Genomic DNA, 17,035 nt, shown 5'->3' on the forward strand with positions numbered 1-17,035 from the left:
CTTGCTTAAAATTTGATTATTGATCGAGCTTGGGCGCATAAATCGCCGTTAAAATCAAGATAGCATTTTCAGATTTTTCCCGCTATATTGTGGCTACCAACTTCCACTGGCGCTATATCTTGTGTTTACTGCTCAATTTTTGACAGTAGCTTGCGGACTGTTATTGTCTAAAAAAGTAGACAAAATTGCGCTGGATTGGTAAAACGATTATAAGTAAATTTTTGACAAACTAAGCGTTATCGATGAGGGCAGCATGACACATATTGACAAACTTCAAGTAACCAAACGTGATGGGCGACTCGAGCTGATCAATTTGGACAAAATCCACAAGGTGATCACGTGGGCAGCTGAGGGCTTGGACAATGTGTCGGTATCGCAAGTTGAGCTTAAATCGCACATCCAGTTTTATGAAGGCATCAAAACGCGCGACATTCACGAAACGATCATTAAAGCGGCAGCAGACTTAATCTCCGAAAACACGCCCGATTATCAATATCTGGCGGCGCGATTGGCAATTTTTCACTTGCGTAAAATCGCTTATGGTCAATTTAACCCGCCATCGCTTTTCAATCAGGTCAAAACTTTAACCGATAACGGCAAATACGATACTCACATCTTAGAAGACTATAGCCGCGAAGAATTTGACGAGCTGAACGACTACCTCGACCACAACCGCGATTTGAACTTAGCTTATGCTGCTGTTGAGCAAATGGCAGGAAAATATCTCGTTCAAGACCGCGTGACCAAGACCGTATTTGAAAGCCCGCAGTTTTTATATATGCTCGTTGGCATGTGCTTGTTTGCCAATTATGACAAAGTGGAACGCTTAGATTTTGTTAAACGCTTTTATGATGCGACTTCGCAATTTAAAATCTCCTTGCCAACGCCCATCATGTCCGGCGTTCGAACGCCATCGCGCCAGTTCAGCTCTTGCGTATTGATTGAATGCGGTGACAGCTTAGATTCGATTAATGCCACCACCAGCGCGATCGTTCGCTACGTGTCGCAGCGCGCCGGAATCGGCATTAACGCCGGTCGTATCCGCGCGCTTGGTAGCCCGATTCGCGGCGGTGAGGCTCAGCATACCGGCTGTATTCCATTTTATAAACTCTTTCAAACGGCGGTCAAATGCTGCTCGCAAGGCGGCGTTCGCGGCGGGGCGGCGACCTTGTTTTACCCGCTTTGGCATTTAGAAGTGGAATCGCTTTTGGTGCTAAAAAACAACCGCGGCGTTGAGGACAACCGCGTCCGCCATATGGATTACGGCGTTCAGATTAACAAAACGCTGTATTCGCGCTTGATTAAAGGTCAAGATATTAGCTTATTTTCGCCAAGCGACGTTCCGGGGCTTTACGATGCGTTTTTTGAAGACCAAGACAAGTTTGAAGCGCTTTACACTCAGTATGAAAATGATAAGAGCATCCGCAGCCGCCAAATTCCGGCAGCCGACCTCTTTAGCCTGATGATGCAAGAGCGCGCCAGCACCGGTCGCATTTATATCCAAAACGTTGACCACTGCAACACCCATAGCCCGTTTGATGCAAGCGTTGCGCCGATTCGTCAGTCTAACCTTTGTATGGAAATTGCGCTACCAACCAGTCCGCTTGATAACATCAATGACGAAACCGGCGAGATTGCCCTTTGTACGCTATCAGCGGTCAACCTTGGCAAAGTAAACAACATCACCGACATCGAAGAGCCTGCCGAGCTGATCGTTCGCGCTTTAGATGCCCTTCTCGACTATCAAGATTATCCGGTAAAAGCTGCTGAAAATGGTAGTATGCGCCGCCGGACATTGGGCGTTGGGGTGATTAACTACGCTTATTATTTGGCAAAAAATGGCACGCGCTACTCCGACGACAGCGCGCTAGGTCTTACGCATCAAACCTTTGAGGCGCTGCAATACTATCTGCTTAAAGCCTCAAACAAGCTTGCCCGCGAGCAAGGCGCTTGCCCTGCTTTTAAAGAGACCACTTATTCAAAAGGCATCTTGCCGATTGACACTTATAAAAAGGACTTGGACAGCGTTTGCCAAGAGCCGCTGGTGTTTGATTGGGAAGCACTTCGCAGCGATATCAAAGCGCATGGTCTTCGCAACTCGACCTTGACCGCGCTGATGCCGTCTGAAACCTCAAGCCAAATCGCCAACGCCACCAACGGCATCGAGCCGCCGCGTGGTTTGGTGTCCATCAAGGCGTCAAAAGATGGCATCTTAAAGCAAGTCGTCCCTGATATTGACACGCTCAAGCACCAGTACGAGCTGCTTTGGCAAATGCCAAACAACGACGGCTATTTAAAACTGGTCGCCATCATGCAAAAGTTCGTTGACCAAAGCATCTCGACCAACACCAACTACGACCCGACCCGCTTTGAGGGTCAGCGCGTTCCGATGAAGGTGCTGCTCAAAGACTTGCTGACGGCGTATAAGCTTGGGGTGAAAACGCTGTATTATCACAACACGCGGGACGGCGCGAACGATGCTCAGGCGGATATGGAAGATGATTGCGCAGGCGGGGCTTGTAAGATTTAAAGGTTATTAACTCTCGAGTTTTAATGTCTGCTTTTAATTATCAGGCATTAAAAATGGCATAGAAGACCTAATCTACTATGCCATTGGGGATAGAAAGTACTGGAATATTTTCTGTCCGAGAGTTAAGACTATTGACTTTCACAAGTGATATGTGCTAGTCAAGTCCTTCACAACCTGTGAGGTGTATCTTATTAGAAAACTTATCTCTTGTCCAAAGAAAATCGTGAAGTAGTAGTCACCGAAAATCGTGATTTAATAATCACCATTTTATGAGGGCAACATTATGAGCTTTATAACAAAGTTCAGTATTGAGCTTTTACTCATCTTAGTCGATTATCTTCTAAACTCAGAAGTGACTCCGATGTGCTTAAGGTTCCTTAGCTTTTTACTTTAATTAGCTAAGATATTTTTATAAGTATGATTTTCGACGAAGACTGCCAAAAGGTGGTCTTCGTCTACTTGTCTCAAGCATCATCCTAATTGGATTGTTGTTAACTATGAAATTAATAAGGGTTGACTATGAAATCTAAGAACTTAAACTTAGGAAATTCAATTTTCAAAGGTTTTAATGACCAAGATGGATTGATGATTTGTGGCTATGAATGGGGAATGAGTAAACAAGACCAAAAAGATTCCCAAGATAATAACCTTGTTGAGCCTGAAATAGATATTGAACATACCTTTGCAAATAAAGCGCGTTACTGGGGCGAGCGCGCAAACACTTGGCGTTATGATAATAATATTAAGCAGTGGTTTGAGCTTTGGGGATTCCCGTTAGATAGCAATGAGCTTGGCGGCAATTTCGAAAAATCACTTGTGCAAACCAATTGGGCAGACACACAAGGTCATTCAATTCATGACAGCGATGCCGATAAATACATCATGCCAGAGCACGTTGACAATTTTATTTATCACGTTAACGCCCTGCGTCCAAAAGTTATATTGTTAATGGGAAGCAAATTGATAGATTATCTGCAAAATCCAGCAGTTTTGCCCAAGTTTATTGAAGTTATGGGCGATATTACCGAGCGCAGAACCGTCATTCAAAAGCCGTCTTCTGGTACAAAATTTAGAGTTCACTTTCAATCTTTCGAGCATTGTAAAGTTGTAGGATTGCCACATCCTAGCGGTAGTTTTGGGATTTCTTATGATTATATTGCCTCGTTCAAACCTGAACTTTCAGCAATATTAACTGAATATAAAAACCTCCGTAACTTTTAATTTTATCCATTAATCAAAGACAACTTTCAAAGGCAATCCCATGACCTACTCAATTTTCTCCCAAACACCAAACAACGCCCTGACCGAACCCATGTTTTTTGGTCAACCGGTCAACGTCGCGCGATACGACCAACAAAAGCACCCCATCTTTGAGCAGCTTATCGAAAAGCAGCTGAGCTTTTTTTGGCGACCCGAAGAAGTCGACGTGTCAAAAGACCGAATGGACTTTGGCAACTTATCCTCGCACGAGCAGCACATTTTTTTAAGTAACCTCAAGTACCAAACCTTGCTCGACTCCATCCAAGGTCGCAGCCCAAACGTGGTGCTGCTGCCGCTGGTGTCCATCCCCGAGCTTGAAACGTGGATTGAAACGTGGTCGTTTAGCGAGACCATCCACTCACGCAGCTACACCCACATCATCCGCAACATCGTCAACGACCCAAGCGTGGTATTTGACGACATTATGGAAAACGAGCACATTTTAGAGCGCGCCGCCGACATCGCCCGTTATTACGATGAGCTGTACCAAAGCGCCCAACTGTATACCATCTTTGGCGCAGGAACGCACAACGTCAACGGCAAGAGCATCACCGTTGATTTAACCTCGCTCAAAAAGCAGCTGTATTTGTGCTTGATGGCGGTTAACGTGTTAGAAGCCATCCGCTTTTACGTGTCGTTTGCCTGCTCGTTTGCCTTTGCCGAGCGCAAATTGATGGAAGGCAACGCCAAAATCATCAAGCTCATTGCCCGTGATGAGGCGCTGCATTTAACCGGAACTCAGCACATGCTGAACCTCATGCGAAATGGTAAAGACGACCCTGAGATGGTCGCCATCGCTGACAGCTGCTATGAAGAAAGCATCGAGATTTTCAAAACTGCCGCCGAACAAGAAAAAGCTTGGGCGGGCTATTTGTTCAAAGACGGCTCAATGATTGGGCTAAATAAAGACATTTTATGCCAATATATCGAGTACATCACCAACTTGCGAATGGAAGCGATTGGGCTGCCGTCAGCGTTCCCCAATTCAAAATCAAACCCGATTCCGTGGATTAACACGTGGCTATCGTCCGACAACGTCCAAGTCGCCCCGCAAGAAACCGAAATTAGCTCGTATTTGGTCGGTCAGATCGACTCGGACTTGTCCAACAATGACTTTGATGACTTCGAGCTGTAATAAAACCTAGGTAAAATAAAAACTGGACGGTTAAACGTTAAAAAAACGCGTTGCAACAACGTACCAAAAGCGCCTCAATGTTAAAGCTTAAAAACAATAGGATTGGTGATGACTTGGGTAATAACCACAAAGATGCGGTTTTATTTGCACGAAGAAGAAACGCTGCTTGATGGGCTGCTGCGAACAGGTCACGATATCAGCTATCAATGCCGCGAGGGCTATTGCGGCAGTTGCCGAGTTCAATGCGTTTCCGTTTCCGTGCCTATTGAATATGTCATTCAGCCGATTGCGATGATCGATGACGATGAAATCTTGCCGTGCTGCTGCCGCGTTCAGGGCGTGATTCATCTTAATCACGAGTTGATAAAGGATTGATTAAGCATAAATCAAAGATAGATTTTGAATTACAAAAAAGCGCGTTTTGATGACGCGCTTTTTTTATGGCTTAAGCTTTACAATTATTGTTGCTGTTGACGGCGAATGGCATCTTGTTCGATCATCTCTAAAAGCTCTTCACGAAGTCGGTTGCGCTCCGCTTCACTCAATTCAGGAGCGATTTGAGCTTGGTTTTGCGCATCTTGACCGCCAAGATTTTCATCAAAAATAATGGTCGGATCCGGCTCTTCTTGTGCTGGTCGCTCCATTAGCATGATTTTGATTTGTTTATTTTTACCGCCGCGCAAGACTTGGGCATTTAGCTCAATATTGGGCGGTTTTCTTGCCACATATTGAACTAAAGTGTTGGCATCGGTCATCTCAACGCCGTCAATGGTCAAGATGACATCACCAACTTTAAGACCGCTTTTTGCCGCAGGACCTTGGGGAACGACGCTCATAACTTCAACGCCGGTGGAGCTTTCAAGCTGAGTTGGGTCACGAAGCTGCGATTGAATCTCGATACCCAGCCAGCCGCGACTGACTTTACCGTCTTTGATAATGGCGTTCATCACCTGCTCAACCAGCGCCGTTGGAATGGCAAAACCAATCCCCAATGAGCCGCCTGATCGTGAAAAGATCACCGTGTTAATCCCAACCAGCTCACCATTGGCATCAACGAGCGCGCCGCCTGAGTTGCCCGGATTGATCGCAGCATCCGTTTGGATAAAGTCCTCAAACTTATTGACGCCAAGTCCAGTGCGACCCGTTGCTGAGATAATACCTTGGGTGACCGTTTGACCCACCCCAAACGGATTACCAATTGCCAAGGCCAAATCACCAACGCGAATCGGCGTTTCGCGGAAGATCAACGGCGTCAAGCCTTGCATATCAACTTTAATCACCGCCAAGTCGCTGTCAGGATCAGTGCCGATCACTTTGGCTCGGCTTTTGCGACCATCACTTAACGCAACCGTGATTTCATCGGCTTTTTCGACCACATGAGCATTGGTCACGATATAGCCGTCTTTTGACACGATCACCCCTGAGCCTAAGTTGGTTGCACCCTGATCGGGATCGCCGCCGCCATGAAACTCAAAAAACCGCCGCAGCACCGGATCGTCACTATAAGGGTGCTCGCTGACCGCTTGGGTCGTGTAGATATTGACCACCGATTGTGACGCCCTTGCGACCGCATCATGATAAGAGGCAATCGCATTAACGGGCTTGTCCGAAGTTGCCGGAACGTTTGCCGGTGCTTCTGTTGTCGATCTTGGCGGCTCCCATTTTGCCTCTGATGCCGTTTTCATTTGCATAAACAGCCAAACTGACAGCATCACAAAGATGAGCAGCAACAACCACGGTAACCACTGCCAAACCTTTGACTTATCATTGGCATTTGGGGATGACGACATACAACCAACCTCGGATTATCAGCGTAAAATTAAAAGTTGAGCGTTAAGAAAATCTAACAAAGCTAGGGCAAAAAGCATGGAAATGTCTAAATTATAGCCGCCTACAAGCAAAAAAGGTAACCCATCGTGTAGCCTTTCAGTTATTGGGATTGTCTGCGCTTTTGCTGATAGCACTTTATCTAATTTTTGCTTAAATTTTAGCGCTAAAACGCTCCTGTATTAATATGCTAAAATGAAACTTATTGACCTTTATTTTGCCCATTAAAAAGATAAGCTTATGAAAAAAGATTCTGCCCTTTTTGCTCAAGACATTACCAAATTTTGTGATGACTATTTATCCGCGGCAAGCTTTCAAGACTATTGCCCAAATGGCTTGCAAGTCGATGGCGGCGCGGCGATCAATCACATCGTCACCGGAGTCACAGCGTCCGAAGCGCTCATTGATGCGGCGATTAAAATAGATGCAGATGCCATTTTGGTTCATCATGGCTATTTTTGGAAAGGTGAGCCTGCGCCCATTACTGGCATGAAAGGCAAGCGAATCCGTAAGCTTATGCAACACGGGATATCCTTAATTGCTTATCACTTGCCGCTTGATGCCCATCCGGAGATTGGCAACAATGCCATTCTAGCGCGCAATCTTGGCTTGACCATTACCGGAGCGCTATATCCTACTGAAGCAAGACCGGTTGGCAATATTGCCACTTGCCCGCCGCAAGATAGCGATGAGCTTTGCCAAACCATTGAAAAGGTCTTAGGTCGAAAGCCACTTTTCATTTCAGGAAATCGCGACGCTCAAATTTCGAGTATTGGCATTTGTTCAGGCGGCGCTCAAGATATGATCGATCAAGCAGCAATGATGGGCTGTGAGGCTTATATTTCAGGGGAAATCTCAGAGCGAACTACCCATAGCGCTCGCGAGCTTGGCATTGATTATTTTGCTTGTGGTCATCATGCCACCGAGCTCGGCGGTATTGAAGCGCTTGGCAAAGTAGTTTCTGAGCAGTTTAATATTCCCGTTACCTTTATTGGCATCGATAATCCGGCGTAAGTTTTAAAGCTTTGGAGTTTTAAACTGAACTATAAAAAAAGGCTGAATATCCATCAGCCTTTTTTATAGTTCAAAGTTTAGCGATTAGGAACGGTTAATTTTTGACCCATTTGCAGCATGGTATCGGTTGGGATGTTGTTCATGTCCGCAAGCTCTTTGGTTGATACGCCATATTTGCGAGCAAGACCAATCAGGCTGTCCCCTGAGCCGACTGTATAGGTGGTGGTGACTTTAGGAACTTTGATAGTTTGACCAAGTTGAAGCTGAGCTGTGGTCGCGATGTTGTTGGTCGCTGCCAAATCTTCAACTGAAACACCAAAACGGCGCGCAAGGGCAATCAAGCCATCCCCCGATTGCACTTTATAGCTTTCGGTGTTGCCAAGTTTTTTACCTGAGCTACTATTTGCTTGAGCAGGCGCTGAGGTTGCTGCTTGCGAAGGAGCAGTTGCCGATTGAGCAGGACGGCTTCCGGCAGCCGGAATCGTGATGGTTTTTCCCAAAATCAAATTAGAGGATGCCGTCAGATCATTGGCAGCAGCAAGCTCACTAATGCCAATATTATAGCGCTTGGCAACGCCCGTTAACGTATCGCCCGATTGCACTTTATAACTGACCGATTGGTTATTTAACTGACGATCGACTTGTGATTTGCTGACCGGAACTTTAATCGTTTGACCGCGCTGCAATCGCGTATTGGTATCAACGTTGCTGTTCACCGCCGCGATTTGCTCGGCGCTCAACCCTAAGCTTCCTGCAATACCGATAAGCGTTTCACCAGATTTTACCGTGTAATTGCTCGTTGCTGCTAAGCTGGTATTGGTAGGGGCGCTCGGTCTAGCAGGGGCAGAAGCGGGAGTCGTCATTGCTGAAAAATCAACGCTTGCTGGAACTTTTAAGCTTTGACCTACAAATAAAGAGTCGGTTGCGCCCATTCCATTTAAATCGGCTAAGGCTTGCGTGCTCATGTTAAATTGGCGGGCAAGCGCAATCAAGCCATCGCCTGATTTAACCTTATAAATTTTGGTATTTGAGCTTGATACAGGCTTAGAAGGCGATTTTGAGGGCGCAGCAGGCGTGCTTACCGGCGCTTTGACCTTTCCTGGAATGAGCCATAACTTTTGACCACGAAGCAAATCGGCGCGGCTGCTGATATTATTGTAGCTGGCAAGCTCAGTGACGGACAAACCAAAGCGATTAGCCGTCCCAATCAGCGTATCGCCTGCCTGAACGGTATAGCTGTCAGGGGTGCTTGGCGCCGAGCTTTGCGCTAATGGCTCAATCGGGCGGGCATTGTATAAATAAAGCGTACTTCCTGAAAGCAAATTGGCATTGGCATCAATTTGGTTCCATTCAGCAATATCGCGCCAGCTGACGCCTGCTCGCGAGGCAATATTGGACAACGTATCACCGCGCTTCACCGTATACGTGGTTCGCACGCCTTGCGGTTTTGGTTTGGCGGTTGCTGTAGGATTTGCAAAGCTTAATTTTTTATCTTTGCCACTGGCTTCTAAAATCGACTGCTGAGTTTGAATGGCGGACAATTTAATATTGCCATCAATGCTGCTGATGACGTTGGTTTCAGCGGTTTGAGCTTGAATTTGACGGGCAATAAAGTCGCGCTCTTCACGGGATAATGCTGGTTCTTGAATGACGGTATTGTTTTTGGTGATTTGCGCGGAAGTGGTCGGCAAGTTATTGCTATTTTTCAATTCAGCGTTGATTTTTTGAGTTTCACTACTGGTGATTGGCGGCTCATTAAAGACCGCCGCTTGATTGCTATAAACGGAGCTGCTGGTGGTTTTCACTGTCGGCGGAATATAGCTGGTCGTTTGCTGAGGTACGCTTGCACTTGCCGCATAATCCGCTAAGCCGCGACCAGTACTTGGAAGCTTTGAGGTGTCATAAGGCTTGGTGTTATAGCTTGAGTTTCCGGTATTGGCAGTAGAGTAGCTTGGCGAGCTTGGAGTACTAGACGAATAGCTTGGAGTACTAACAACGCTTGGCTCGCGGCTTTGAGATTGCGACGCTGCCCAAACGTCACTGGTGCCATTGCCATAAAGCTTGATAAGTTTGGCATCGATATTCACATCGACGTCGTTTGGAATGACCACCCGCTGTGGTCCTGAGGCATCCACTTTGGCAGAGGTCAGCGCTGGATTAAGCTTTTGTAGCTCATCGTAGCTTACACCCGTCATTTGGGAAACTTCAGCAAGACTTACCCCATAGTTGACCGGAACACTGCGAAAATGCTGACGGTTAGCAATGGCAGGCAAATAAACGCCATGCTGACTTGGGTTTGCCACGATTTCTGCGACCGCTAAAAATCGCGGTACGTAGTTCATGGTTTCAGTGGGTAACCTAAGTGACCAATAATCGGTTGGCAGCCCTTGAGCAGCATTGGCATCGATTGCTTTTTGAACCCGACCAGGACCTGCGTTGTAGGCGGCAAGCGCCAGCTCCCAACTGCCAAATTGGTTGTGAAGCGCGGTCAAAAAGTCATAAGCGGCGCGCGTTGATTCAATCACATCGCGCCTGCCATCATAAGTGCTGCTTTGGTTTAACCCATAAATCCGACCGGTACTTGGAATAAACTGCCAAAGCCCTGCCGCCGCTGCGGTACTGGTTCCTGTGGGATCATAAGAGCTTTCAATCACAGGCAACAGCGCAAGCTCCGTTGGAATATTGCGACGCTCAGCCTCACGGACGGTATGGTATAAATAGCGACTGGCACGAGCGGTCAAGCGATTTAAATAATCTTGGCGGCTGGCAAACCAGCTTTTTTGACCTTCAATTCGCTGATTGTAAATGGGGCGACCATTGTTCATGCGGTAGCCTGCCCGCAAGCGATTCCACAAATCGCCGTATTGCTGGATGATCAGCTTATTGTCCTCAACCATCGTCATGTCGGTGGCTTCTAACAAATCTGCCAACTCTTCTAAGCTTTCAGCATCTAAAAACGCAGTTGAGTAGTCACTTTGAGCAGCAGGCTTGGTTACCGGTTTTCCTGATACTTGCCCACTTGGGCGCTTCACCACCACCGGAGTTGTCGCCGTTCCCGTCGATTTAACTGCTGAAGTATTGCTACAGCCGCTCACCAATAAGGTGGTCACAGCAAGCGATAAAGGCAGCGCAATAAACGCGCGAGAAGTCGATGACACAGTAGACATGATAATAAACGTATCCTAACAGCAAAATAAATAAAAAAGGGGCAAAAGGATAATCCCTCATCCCTTGCAAAATGATAAAGTCATGATTTTATAAAAAAACTTACCGCAATTACAATACTAAAGTTTTAACAGCTGCCATTAAAAACTACCCAGCTGTTTGATCGTCGTTAAAAATAATAGCATTTATACTCATCGTTAATTTTAATAAGACAGCTGCTTATTAATCGATTTATTAATCGATAGTCACTTGCGAGACGGCTCGTAACAGCACCGCATTTCCTGTAGATAAGGCTAAAGTGACGCGCGAGGTGGTCACAAACGACACTTTTTTGCCATCTTTGACCCAGCTTTCCACCGTATTGACATTGGCTTTAGCTTGGCTTCCGGTAATCACGATGTTATCAATGCTGATATCATAATGATAGTTTGAAGTTTGGCTCCAACTACTTTGTAACAATTTTAAATAAGCGTCTTTATCAAGGCTGGTCGATTTGCCCTTTCGTGACATCGAAATTAGCGCATCCTCCGACACCAGCTTTGCAACTTGACCAATATTTTGACTGTTTGCCGCCGATTTCATAGCAGCAGCATAGCTTTGAACCAAGCTTTCAGTCATCACTGCGGCTTGAGCAGAAATACAAATACCAGTTGCGATCGCGCCAACACCTAAAATCGGCAGACTTTTTAACAGCACGGTTAAAATCCGAGCTTTATTTAAAGGTTTCATGAAATAATCTCAATCAATAATGAACTTTATCCGTAATCTTAATAGCCTATCACTAAAATTTTACGGTTATGTAACGTCCTGTGGGATTATTGCTGACACAAACTTCGTTACTATTAAGGTTAAAGGGAATCAGCTTTATCCAAATTGTCCTCGACCTCGTCATTAAGCTTCATTCCCAAGCGCTTGACGCGGCGATCCATCATTTGCCGAGCCAGCGCTTGCATGTCCTCAACGCGATCAATTTCATCGACAATTTCAAGCCCAAGCAAAGTTTCAAGAACGTCCTCAAGCGTGACCAAACCTTTTACCTCACCATATTCGCCAACGGTTACGGCGATATGAATGCGATTTTTTAGCATCAAATCAAGCAAATCAAACAGCTTCATTTTGGAAAATACAAAGCTGATGTCACGCTGAAACTCATGAAGTGATTTGTGGACATTGTGGTTGACCTTTGCCAGCAGCAGATCCGTTTTTAAAACAAAGCCGGTGATGTTATCAAGGTCGCCATCATAAATGGGCAGCCGTGAAAAGGTGAGCTTTGGGCGATCAACCAGTACTTCAGCGATCGTTTTGTGTTGATCAAAGGCAAGCATCACTGATCGCGGGGTCATGATGTCCTCAACCTTAATTGCGCCAAATGCTAATAAATTGCGGATAATTCGCGACTCAAGCGGGTCAATTTGACCTGCTTCTTCACCAATGCTGGCAAGCGCGGCAAATTCGCGGCGGCTAAAAACATCTGTTTCTTTACCGCGAACCAACAGCTTGGTTAAGCGCTCAGAAAGCCAAATAACGGGATAAAGCAGCATAATAATGCCGCGAACAAAATGAGCAACAAAGCCGCCAAGCTCGCGCCAGTATACTGTTCCTAATGTTTTGGGGATAATTTCAGAAAAGATTAAGATCGCTAGCGTCATCAACGCTGAAAACACGCCAAACCAAGCGTTACCAAACACAATGGTGGCTTGCGCCCCTGCCCCGATCGATCCTAACGTATGGGCGGTGGTGTTTAATGTTAAAATAGCCGCAAGCGATTGGTCAATGTTATCAACCTTAAGCCGCTTTAACATCTCCGCTTTTTTAGGATTGCTGTCTTGAATATCGGCGATGTATGAGGGCGTCATGGTCAATAGTGCCGACTCAGCCAACGAGGATAAAAAGGACGTGCCGATTGCAATTGCCACAAAGATAATCAATAAAACCACGTTGGTGGTCGTAGGCTCGCTTGGTAGCTCAGCAGCAAAAGCGCTTATGGGAATCAGCAGTAAAAGGGGCAAATAAAATTGTTTTAATCGCCTCATCGGGGGAGGTTCAGCAGACGCCGACTTCTGGCAAGAGGGCGACCTTCGGCGACGTGATTTTGATATTGATGACACAGTCAAGTATTAACCTATTTATAATTAAAAAAAGAAAGCGTTGCTCTATTTGGCGCAGTTCAGCCAATTAAAATATGCGCTTAAAAATATTTGATGACTTAAAAATATATGATTAAAGCTATCAAAGTTGAACCTAAAATGAGCAAATTTGATAGTAGCATTGATAAGGCGATTTCACAATAAACCAAGCTTGCAATCACGACGCTAATCAGCATTTGGTAATTAAAATGATCGACGATCATATGGTTTAAATGATCGTTTAAATGTCGGTCAATCGCTAGCAATGGCTTACTTTAAGCCTTAGCTACATTAAAATTAATCGGCTTTTAGGATTAACAGTTACCAAGTCTTAGAATTTTTGTTACTATGCGTCTAATTTTTTCTAATTATCTTCATTTTTAATTTGATTATACTGAGAGTATTATGAGCTTTTTTATTCAAGCAGCACACGCGGCTCCCGAAGCGGCAACCGGAGCGTCTTTTTTAGGGCAAATTTTACTTCCTGTTGCTTTTTTTGCGATTTTCTACTTTTTGGTGATCCGACCACAGTCGAAACGCGCTAAAGAGCACCGCGCCATGGTTAACGCTCTAAGCGTTGGCAGTGAGGTCATTTTTGCAGGCGGTCTTATGGGACGCATCAAAAAGCTTGAAGGTGACTATGCCGTCATTAGCTTAAATAACACCAACGACATCAAAGTTCAGCGCGCCTCGGTCATCTCAGTCTTGCCTGCTGGCACCATTGAGAGCGTATAATACGTTGCCAAATCTAAGCCCACCGCTTTAAAGATGGGTAGTTTACTTCAGATTTAGCAAGAAGCTGGCAAGATTTTGTCAGCGCCGCTTGGCTTGCTTGTCATTTATTAACTGAAAGAAGCGATTATGCAATATCCTGCTTGGAAATATGTTCTGATTGCCATTGTGCTTGTCATCTCAGGGCTTTATGCTGCGCCCAATTTATATCCCGATGAGCCAGCGGTTCAAATCACCAGTGCCACCGCCGGTACTCAGTTGACTGAAGGTATTTTATCTCAGTCGCAAAGCCTGCTTAAAGATGCCGGAATCAATTATCATAACGGCACTTTTGAGGGTAACAGCGCGTTGGTGCGCTTAGATAATCCAGTCGCTCAGCTAAAAGCGCAGGAAGTTCTGCGCCAAAACTTGGGCGATGATTATGTGGTGGCGCTCAACCTTGCGCAAACGACCCCCAAATGGCTTCGCGATATTGGTGCCAAACCCATGAAGCTTGGGCTTGACCTTCGCGGCGGGGTGCGCTTTGTTCTTGAAGTGGATATGGACAAAGCCCTTGAGCAGCGTTTAAGCAATGCCAGCCGTGATGTTCGCCGTGATCTTCGTGCTAAAAAAATTGCGGTCAAAGGCATCAAAACGCAAGAAAAAGGTTTGGTTCTGCATTTTGCCAATACCCAAGCTCGAGATCGGGCGCAAAATATCCTTCAAAGCGCGATGGGATCGACGTTTAATTTGCAATCTGCAATCGATCAGCAGGGCGCGGCATTAATCTTGACTTACAATGATGCCACGCTTGATGAAATCAACAGCTACGCGGTCAGCCAAAACTTAACCACCCTTCGCAACCGAATCAGCGAGCTTGGGGTAACTGAAGCGTTGGTACAATCGCAAGGCGCTAACCGCATTGTCGTTGAGCTGCCCGGCGTTCAAGATACCGCCGAAGCTAAGCGGGTATTGGGTCGAACTGCCAATCTTGAATTTCGAATGGTTGCTAAAGAAAGTGACAATTTCACAGGTGGCATTGCCCCTGCAGGCACCGAAGCCTTTCCATTTAAATCACTTGATGGTCCACCGGTATTGCTAAATCGTCAAGCGATCGTCACCGGCGATAAAGTGACAAATGCGCAAACCAGCATGGATGAAAATGGTCGCCCTGAAGTTAATATCACGCTGGACAGCGCTGGCGGCAAGCTCATGCAAAACGCCACGCGAACGGCAGTTGGCGAGCAAATGGCGGTCTTGTTTATTGAAAATAAACAAAAAGTCAGCTATGCAAAAGACCCTCAAACAGGTGAGACGGTTGAAACGCGCACGCCTTACGCAGAAGCTAAAGTCATCAACCGCGCCAACATTCAAGCTGTTCTTGGTTCTTCCTTTAGAATCACAGGTCTTGATAGCAACGCGGAAGCGGCTGAGCTTGCGCTATTGCTGCGATCAGGCGCGCTTGCTGCTCCCATGTACTTTGTGGAAGAGCGCACCATTGGACCCTCACTCGGTCAAGACAATATTGACAAAGGCTTATTTTCAACGCAAGTGGGCTACCTACTCGTCTTTGCCTTTATGATTATTTTTTATCGCCTGTTTGGAATCATTGCCAACATAGCCCTAGCTGTCAACGTCATCATTATCGTGGCAGTGATGTCTATTTTAGGGTCATCGCTCACCTTGCCTGGGATTGCAGGTATCGTTCTTACCATCGGGATGGCGGTTGATGCCAACGTGCTGATTTTTGAGCGTATTCGAGAAGAGCTTGCCAATGGCGTTCGACCAAAATCGGCGATCACCGCAGGATTTGATCGCGCCTTTAGCAGTATTTTTGATGCCAACATCACAACCCTTTTGGTGGCGTTCATTCTGTTTGCCATTGGCACAGGACCGATTAAAGGCTTTGCCATCACCCTTGCTATCGGGATTATCAGCTCGCTATTTACCGCCATTTTGGTGACCCGAGCGCTGATTCAGATTGCTTATGGCAAACGTAAATCCATCAAACGCTTGAGCATTGGCTAGGAGATTATCATGGCGATTGAACAAAAAAATCCTAATGAGGCGCCAAGCTTGCCAACCGTGTCAGGTGGTGATGGCAATGGTAGAGACAACCGCCGCCGCAGAAACAATCCGCGCCGAAATGGTAAAGGCAGCAATAACCCTGCGCCAACAAAAACGGCGCTGGATACCAATACGTTAGCCACCCTTCCTGATTTGGATGCGGATGCGGCGGCGCAAGCTGAAGGCGGCGTTAAAGCCATCAGCGATCAGCGCATTATTCCATTTATGAATATTGAAAAGCCAATGGCAATTTTATCATTGCTATTGGTGATTGGCAGTATCATTGCCATTGCGGTTAATGGTTTAAACTTTGGTCTTGATTTTACCGGTGGCGTGTCGGCAGACGTTCGTTACGAGCAGCCTGCTGAACAAAGCGATGTGATCAAAGCACTTGCTGATAATGGCTTTGATGATGCCATCGTTCAATATTTAGGAACGCGCAAAGAGCTACTGGTGCGACTGCCGCCACAATCTGACAACGTTGAGGGGTTAAATACCTCACTAAGTCAAGCGCTTGAGCTGCCAAACAACCCTGCAAAGATTAACAACGTTAATATCATCGGTAGCCAAGTTGGCAATGAGATTTATCTCAATTCTGTGATGGCGATTGCCTTAGCGCTGACTTGTATGTTTGGTTACGTGGCGCTTAGATTCCAGTTTAAATTTGCCTTGGGCGCGGTGATCTCACTATTTCATGATGCGATCGTGGTTGTTGGTGCGTTTGCCTTATTCGGCTTTCCATTTGACTTGACGGTTTTAGCAGCGGTACTGGCGCTGATCGGTTATTCACTTAACGATACCATTGTTGTTTATGACCGGATTCGAGAAAACTTTCGCCGCGTTCGTGGTATTAGCCCGCGCCAAATTGTCGATTTATCACTGACTGAAACGCTGCGCCGAACCATCATGACCATCTCAACCGTCCTTTTGGTGGTACTTGCTATGCTGTTTTTGGGCGGCGAAGGGCTATTTTGGTTTTCAGTGGCGCTCTTTATCGGTTTGATTGCGGGGACGTACTCATCAACGTATATTTCAAGCTCCATTCCGCTTGCAATGGGACTGTCGCGCGATGACTTTGTGGTTAAAGTTAAGCCTGAGTTTGAAGAAGAAATCGTAAGCTTTAACGATCCAAAAATGTTTGAAGAAAATTAACCGTATTGCTCCTTGATAAAAGCACCTAGTTTTAGGTGCTTTTGTTTT

Annotated in this window: 12 protein-coding genes; 8 read left to right on the forward strand and 4 right to left on the reverse strand. The window is 46.0% G+C overall.

Going from position 1 to position 17,035, the window contains the following annotated elements:
• The first annotated feature begins 253 nt into the window (after positions 1 to 253).
• The 4 genes from nrdA (at position 254) to yfaE (ending at position 5,300) form a co-directional block, all read left to right on the forward strand.
• Entirely contained in the window at positions 254 to 2,530 is a 2,277-nt protein-coding gene (gene nrdA, locus HF322_RS02325) for a class 1a ribonucleoside-diphosphate reductase subunit alpha (protein ID WP_169391765.1), read from the forward strand.
• Between the two features lie 519 nt (positions 2,531 to 3,049).
• Positions 3,050 to 3,751, forward strand: a complete 702-nt coding sequence (locus HF322_RS02330; protein WP_169391766.1) for a hypothetical protein — start codon at positions 3,050 to 3,052, stop codon at positions 3,749 to 3,751.
• Positions 3,752 to 3,791: 40 nt separating this feature from the next.
• Complete coding sequence (gene nrdB / locus HF322_RS02335) at positions 3,792 to 4,925, forward strand: class Ia ribonucleoside-diphosphate reductase subunit beta (RefSeq protein WP_169391767.1); 1,134 nt, start codon at positions 3,792 to 3,794, stop codon at positions 4,923 to 4,925.
• 108 nt (positions 4,926 to 5,033) lie between these two features.
• On the forward strand, positions 5,034 to 5,300 hold the full coding sequence (gene yfaE, locus HF322_RS02340) for a class I ribonucleotide reductase maintenance protein YfaE (protein WP_169391768.1): 267 nt from the start codon (positions 5,034 to 5,036) through the stop codon (positions 5,298 to 5,300).
• An 83-nt stretch (positions 5,301 to 5,383) separates the two neighbouring features.
• On the opposite strand, the gene HF322_RS02345 is transcribed toward yfaE, so the two are convergent.
• The gene (locus HF322_RS02345; RefSeq protein WP_169391769.1) at positions 5,384 to 6,715 is read right to left on the reverse strand and encodes a S1C family serine protease; all 1,332 of its coding nucleotides are present in this window, start codon (positions 6,713 to 6,715) and stop codon (positions 5,384 to 5,386) included.
• Between the two features lie 277 nt (positions 6,716 to 6,992).
• On the opposite strand from HF322_RS02345, the gene HF322_RS02350 reads away from it, so the two are divergent.
• A complete protein-coding gene (locus HF322_RS02350) occupies positions 6,993 to 7,766 on the forward strand; it encodes a Nif3-like dinuclear metal center hexameric protein (protein ID WP_169391770.1) in 774 nt (257 codons plus the stop codon).
• 77 nt (positions 7,767 to 7,843) lie between these two features.
• Here the strand turns inward: HF322_RS02350 and HF322_RS02355 are convergent, their stop codons facing one another.
• The 3 genes from HF322_RS02355 to HF322_RS02365 form a co-directional block, all read right to left on the reverse strand.
• On the reverse strand, positions 7,844 to 10,933 hold the full coding sequence (locus HF322_RS02355; protein ID WP_169391771.1) for a LysM peptidoglycan-binding domain-containing protein: 3,090 nt from the start codon (positions 10,931 to 10,933) through the stop codon (positions 7,844 to 7,846).
• Between the two features lie 232 nt (positions 10,934 to 11,165).
• Positions 11,166 to 11,660 carry a hypothetical protein gene (locus tag HF322_RS02360; protein WP_169391772.1) on the reverse strand — a complete coding sequence of 165 codons (495 nt, stop codon included), beginning with the start codon at positions 11,658 to 11,660 and terminating at the stop codon, positions 11,166 to 11,168.
• Positions 11,661 to 11,779: 119 nt separating this feature from the next.
• Positions 11,780 to 12,964 carry a CNNM domain-containing protein gene (locus HF322_RS02365; protein WP_169391773.1) on the reverse strand — a complete coding sequence of 395 codons (1,185 nt, stop codon included), beginning with the start codon at positions 12,962 to 12,964 and terminating at the stop codon, positions 11,780 to 11,782.
• A gap of 498 nt (positions 12,965 to 13,462) precedes the next feature.
• Between HF322_RS02365 and yajC the strand changes: the two genes are divergently transcribed.
• The 3 genes from yajC to secF all read left to right on the forward strand — a co-directional run bounded on the left by yajC (position 13,463) and on the right by secF (position 16,987).
• The gene (gene yajC, locus HF322_RS02370) at positions 13,463 to 13,792 is read left to right on the forward strand and encodes a preprotein translocase subunit YajC (protein ID WP_169391774.1); all 330 of its coding nucleotides are present in this window, start codon (positions 13,463 to 13,465) and stop codon (positions 13,790 to 13,792) included.
• A 126-nt stretch (positions 13,793 to 13,918) separates the two neighbouring features.
• Positions 13,919 to 15,796 carry a protein translocase subunit SecD gene (gene secD / locus HF322_RS02375; RefSeq protein ID WP_169391775.1) on the forward strand — a complete coding sequence of 626 codons (1,878 nt, stop codon included), beginning with the start codon at positions 13,919 to 13,921 and terminating at the stop codon, positions 15,794 to 15,796.
• A 9-nt stretch (positions 15,797 to 15,805) separates the two neighbouring features.
• Positions 15,806 to 16,987: a protein translocase subunit SecF gene (gene secF / locus HF322_RS02380; protein ID WP_169391776.1), complete on the forward strand. Its 1,182-nt coding sequence runs from the start codon at positions 15,806 to 15,808 to the stop codon at positions 16,985 to 16,987.
• Positions 16,988 to 17,035: the final 48 nt, after the last annotated feature.

This window comes from Psychrobacter sp. MF31 (assembly GCF_012847335.1).
Classification (GTDB): domain Bacteria; phylum Pseudomonadota; class Gammaproteobacteria; order Pseudomonadales; family Moraxellaceae; genus Psychrobacter.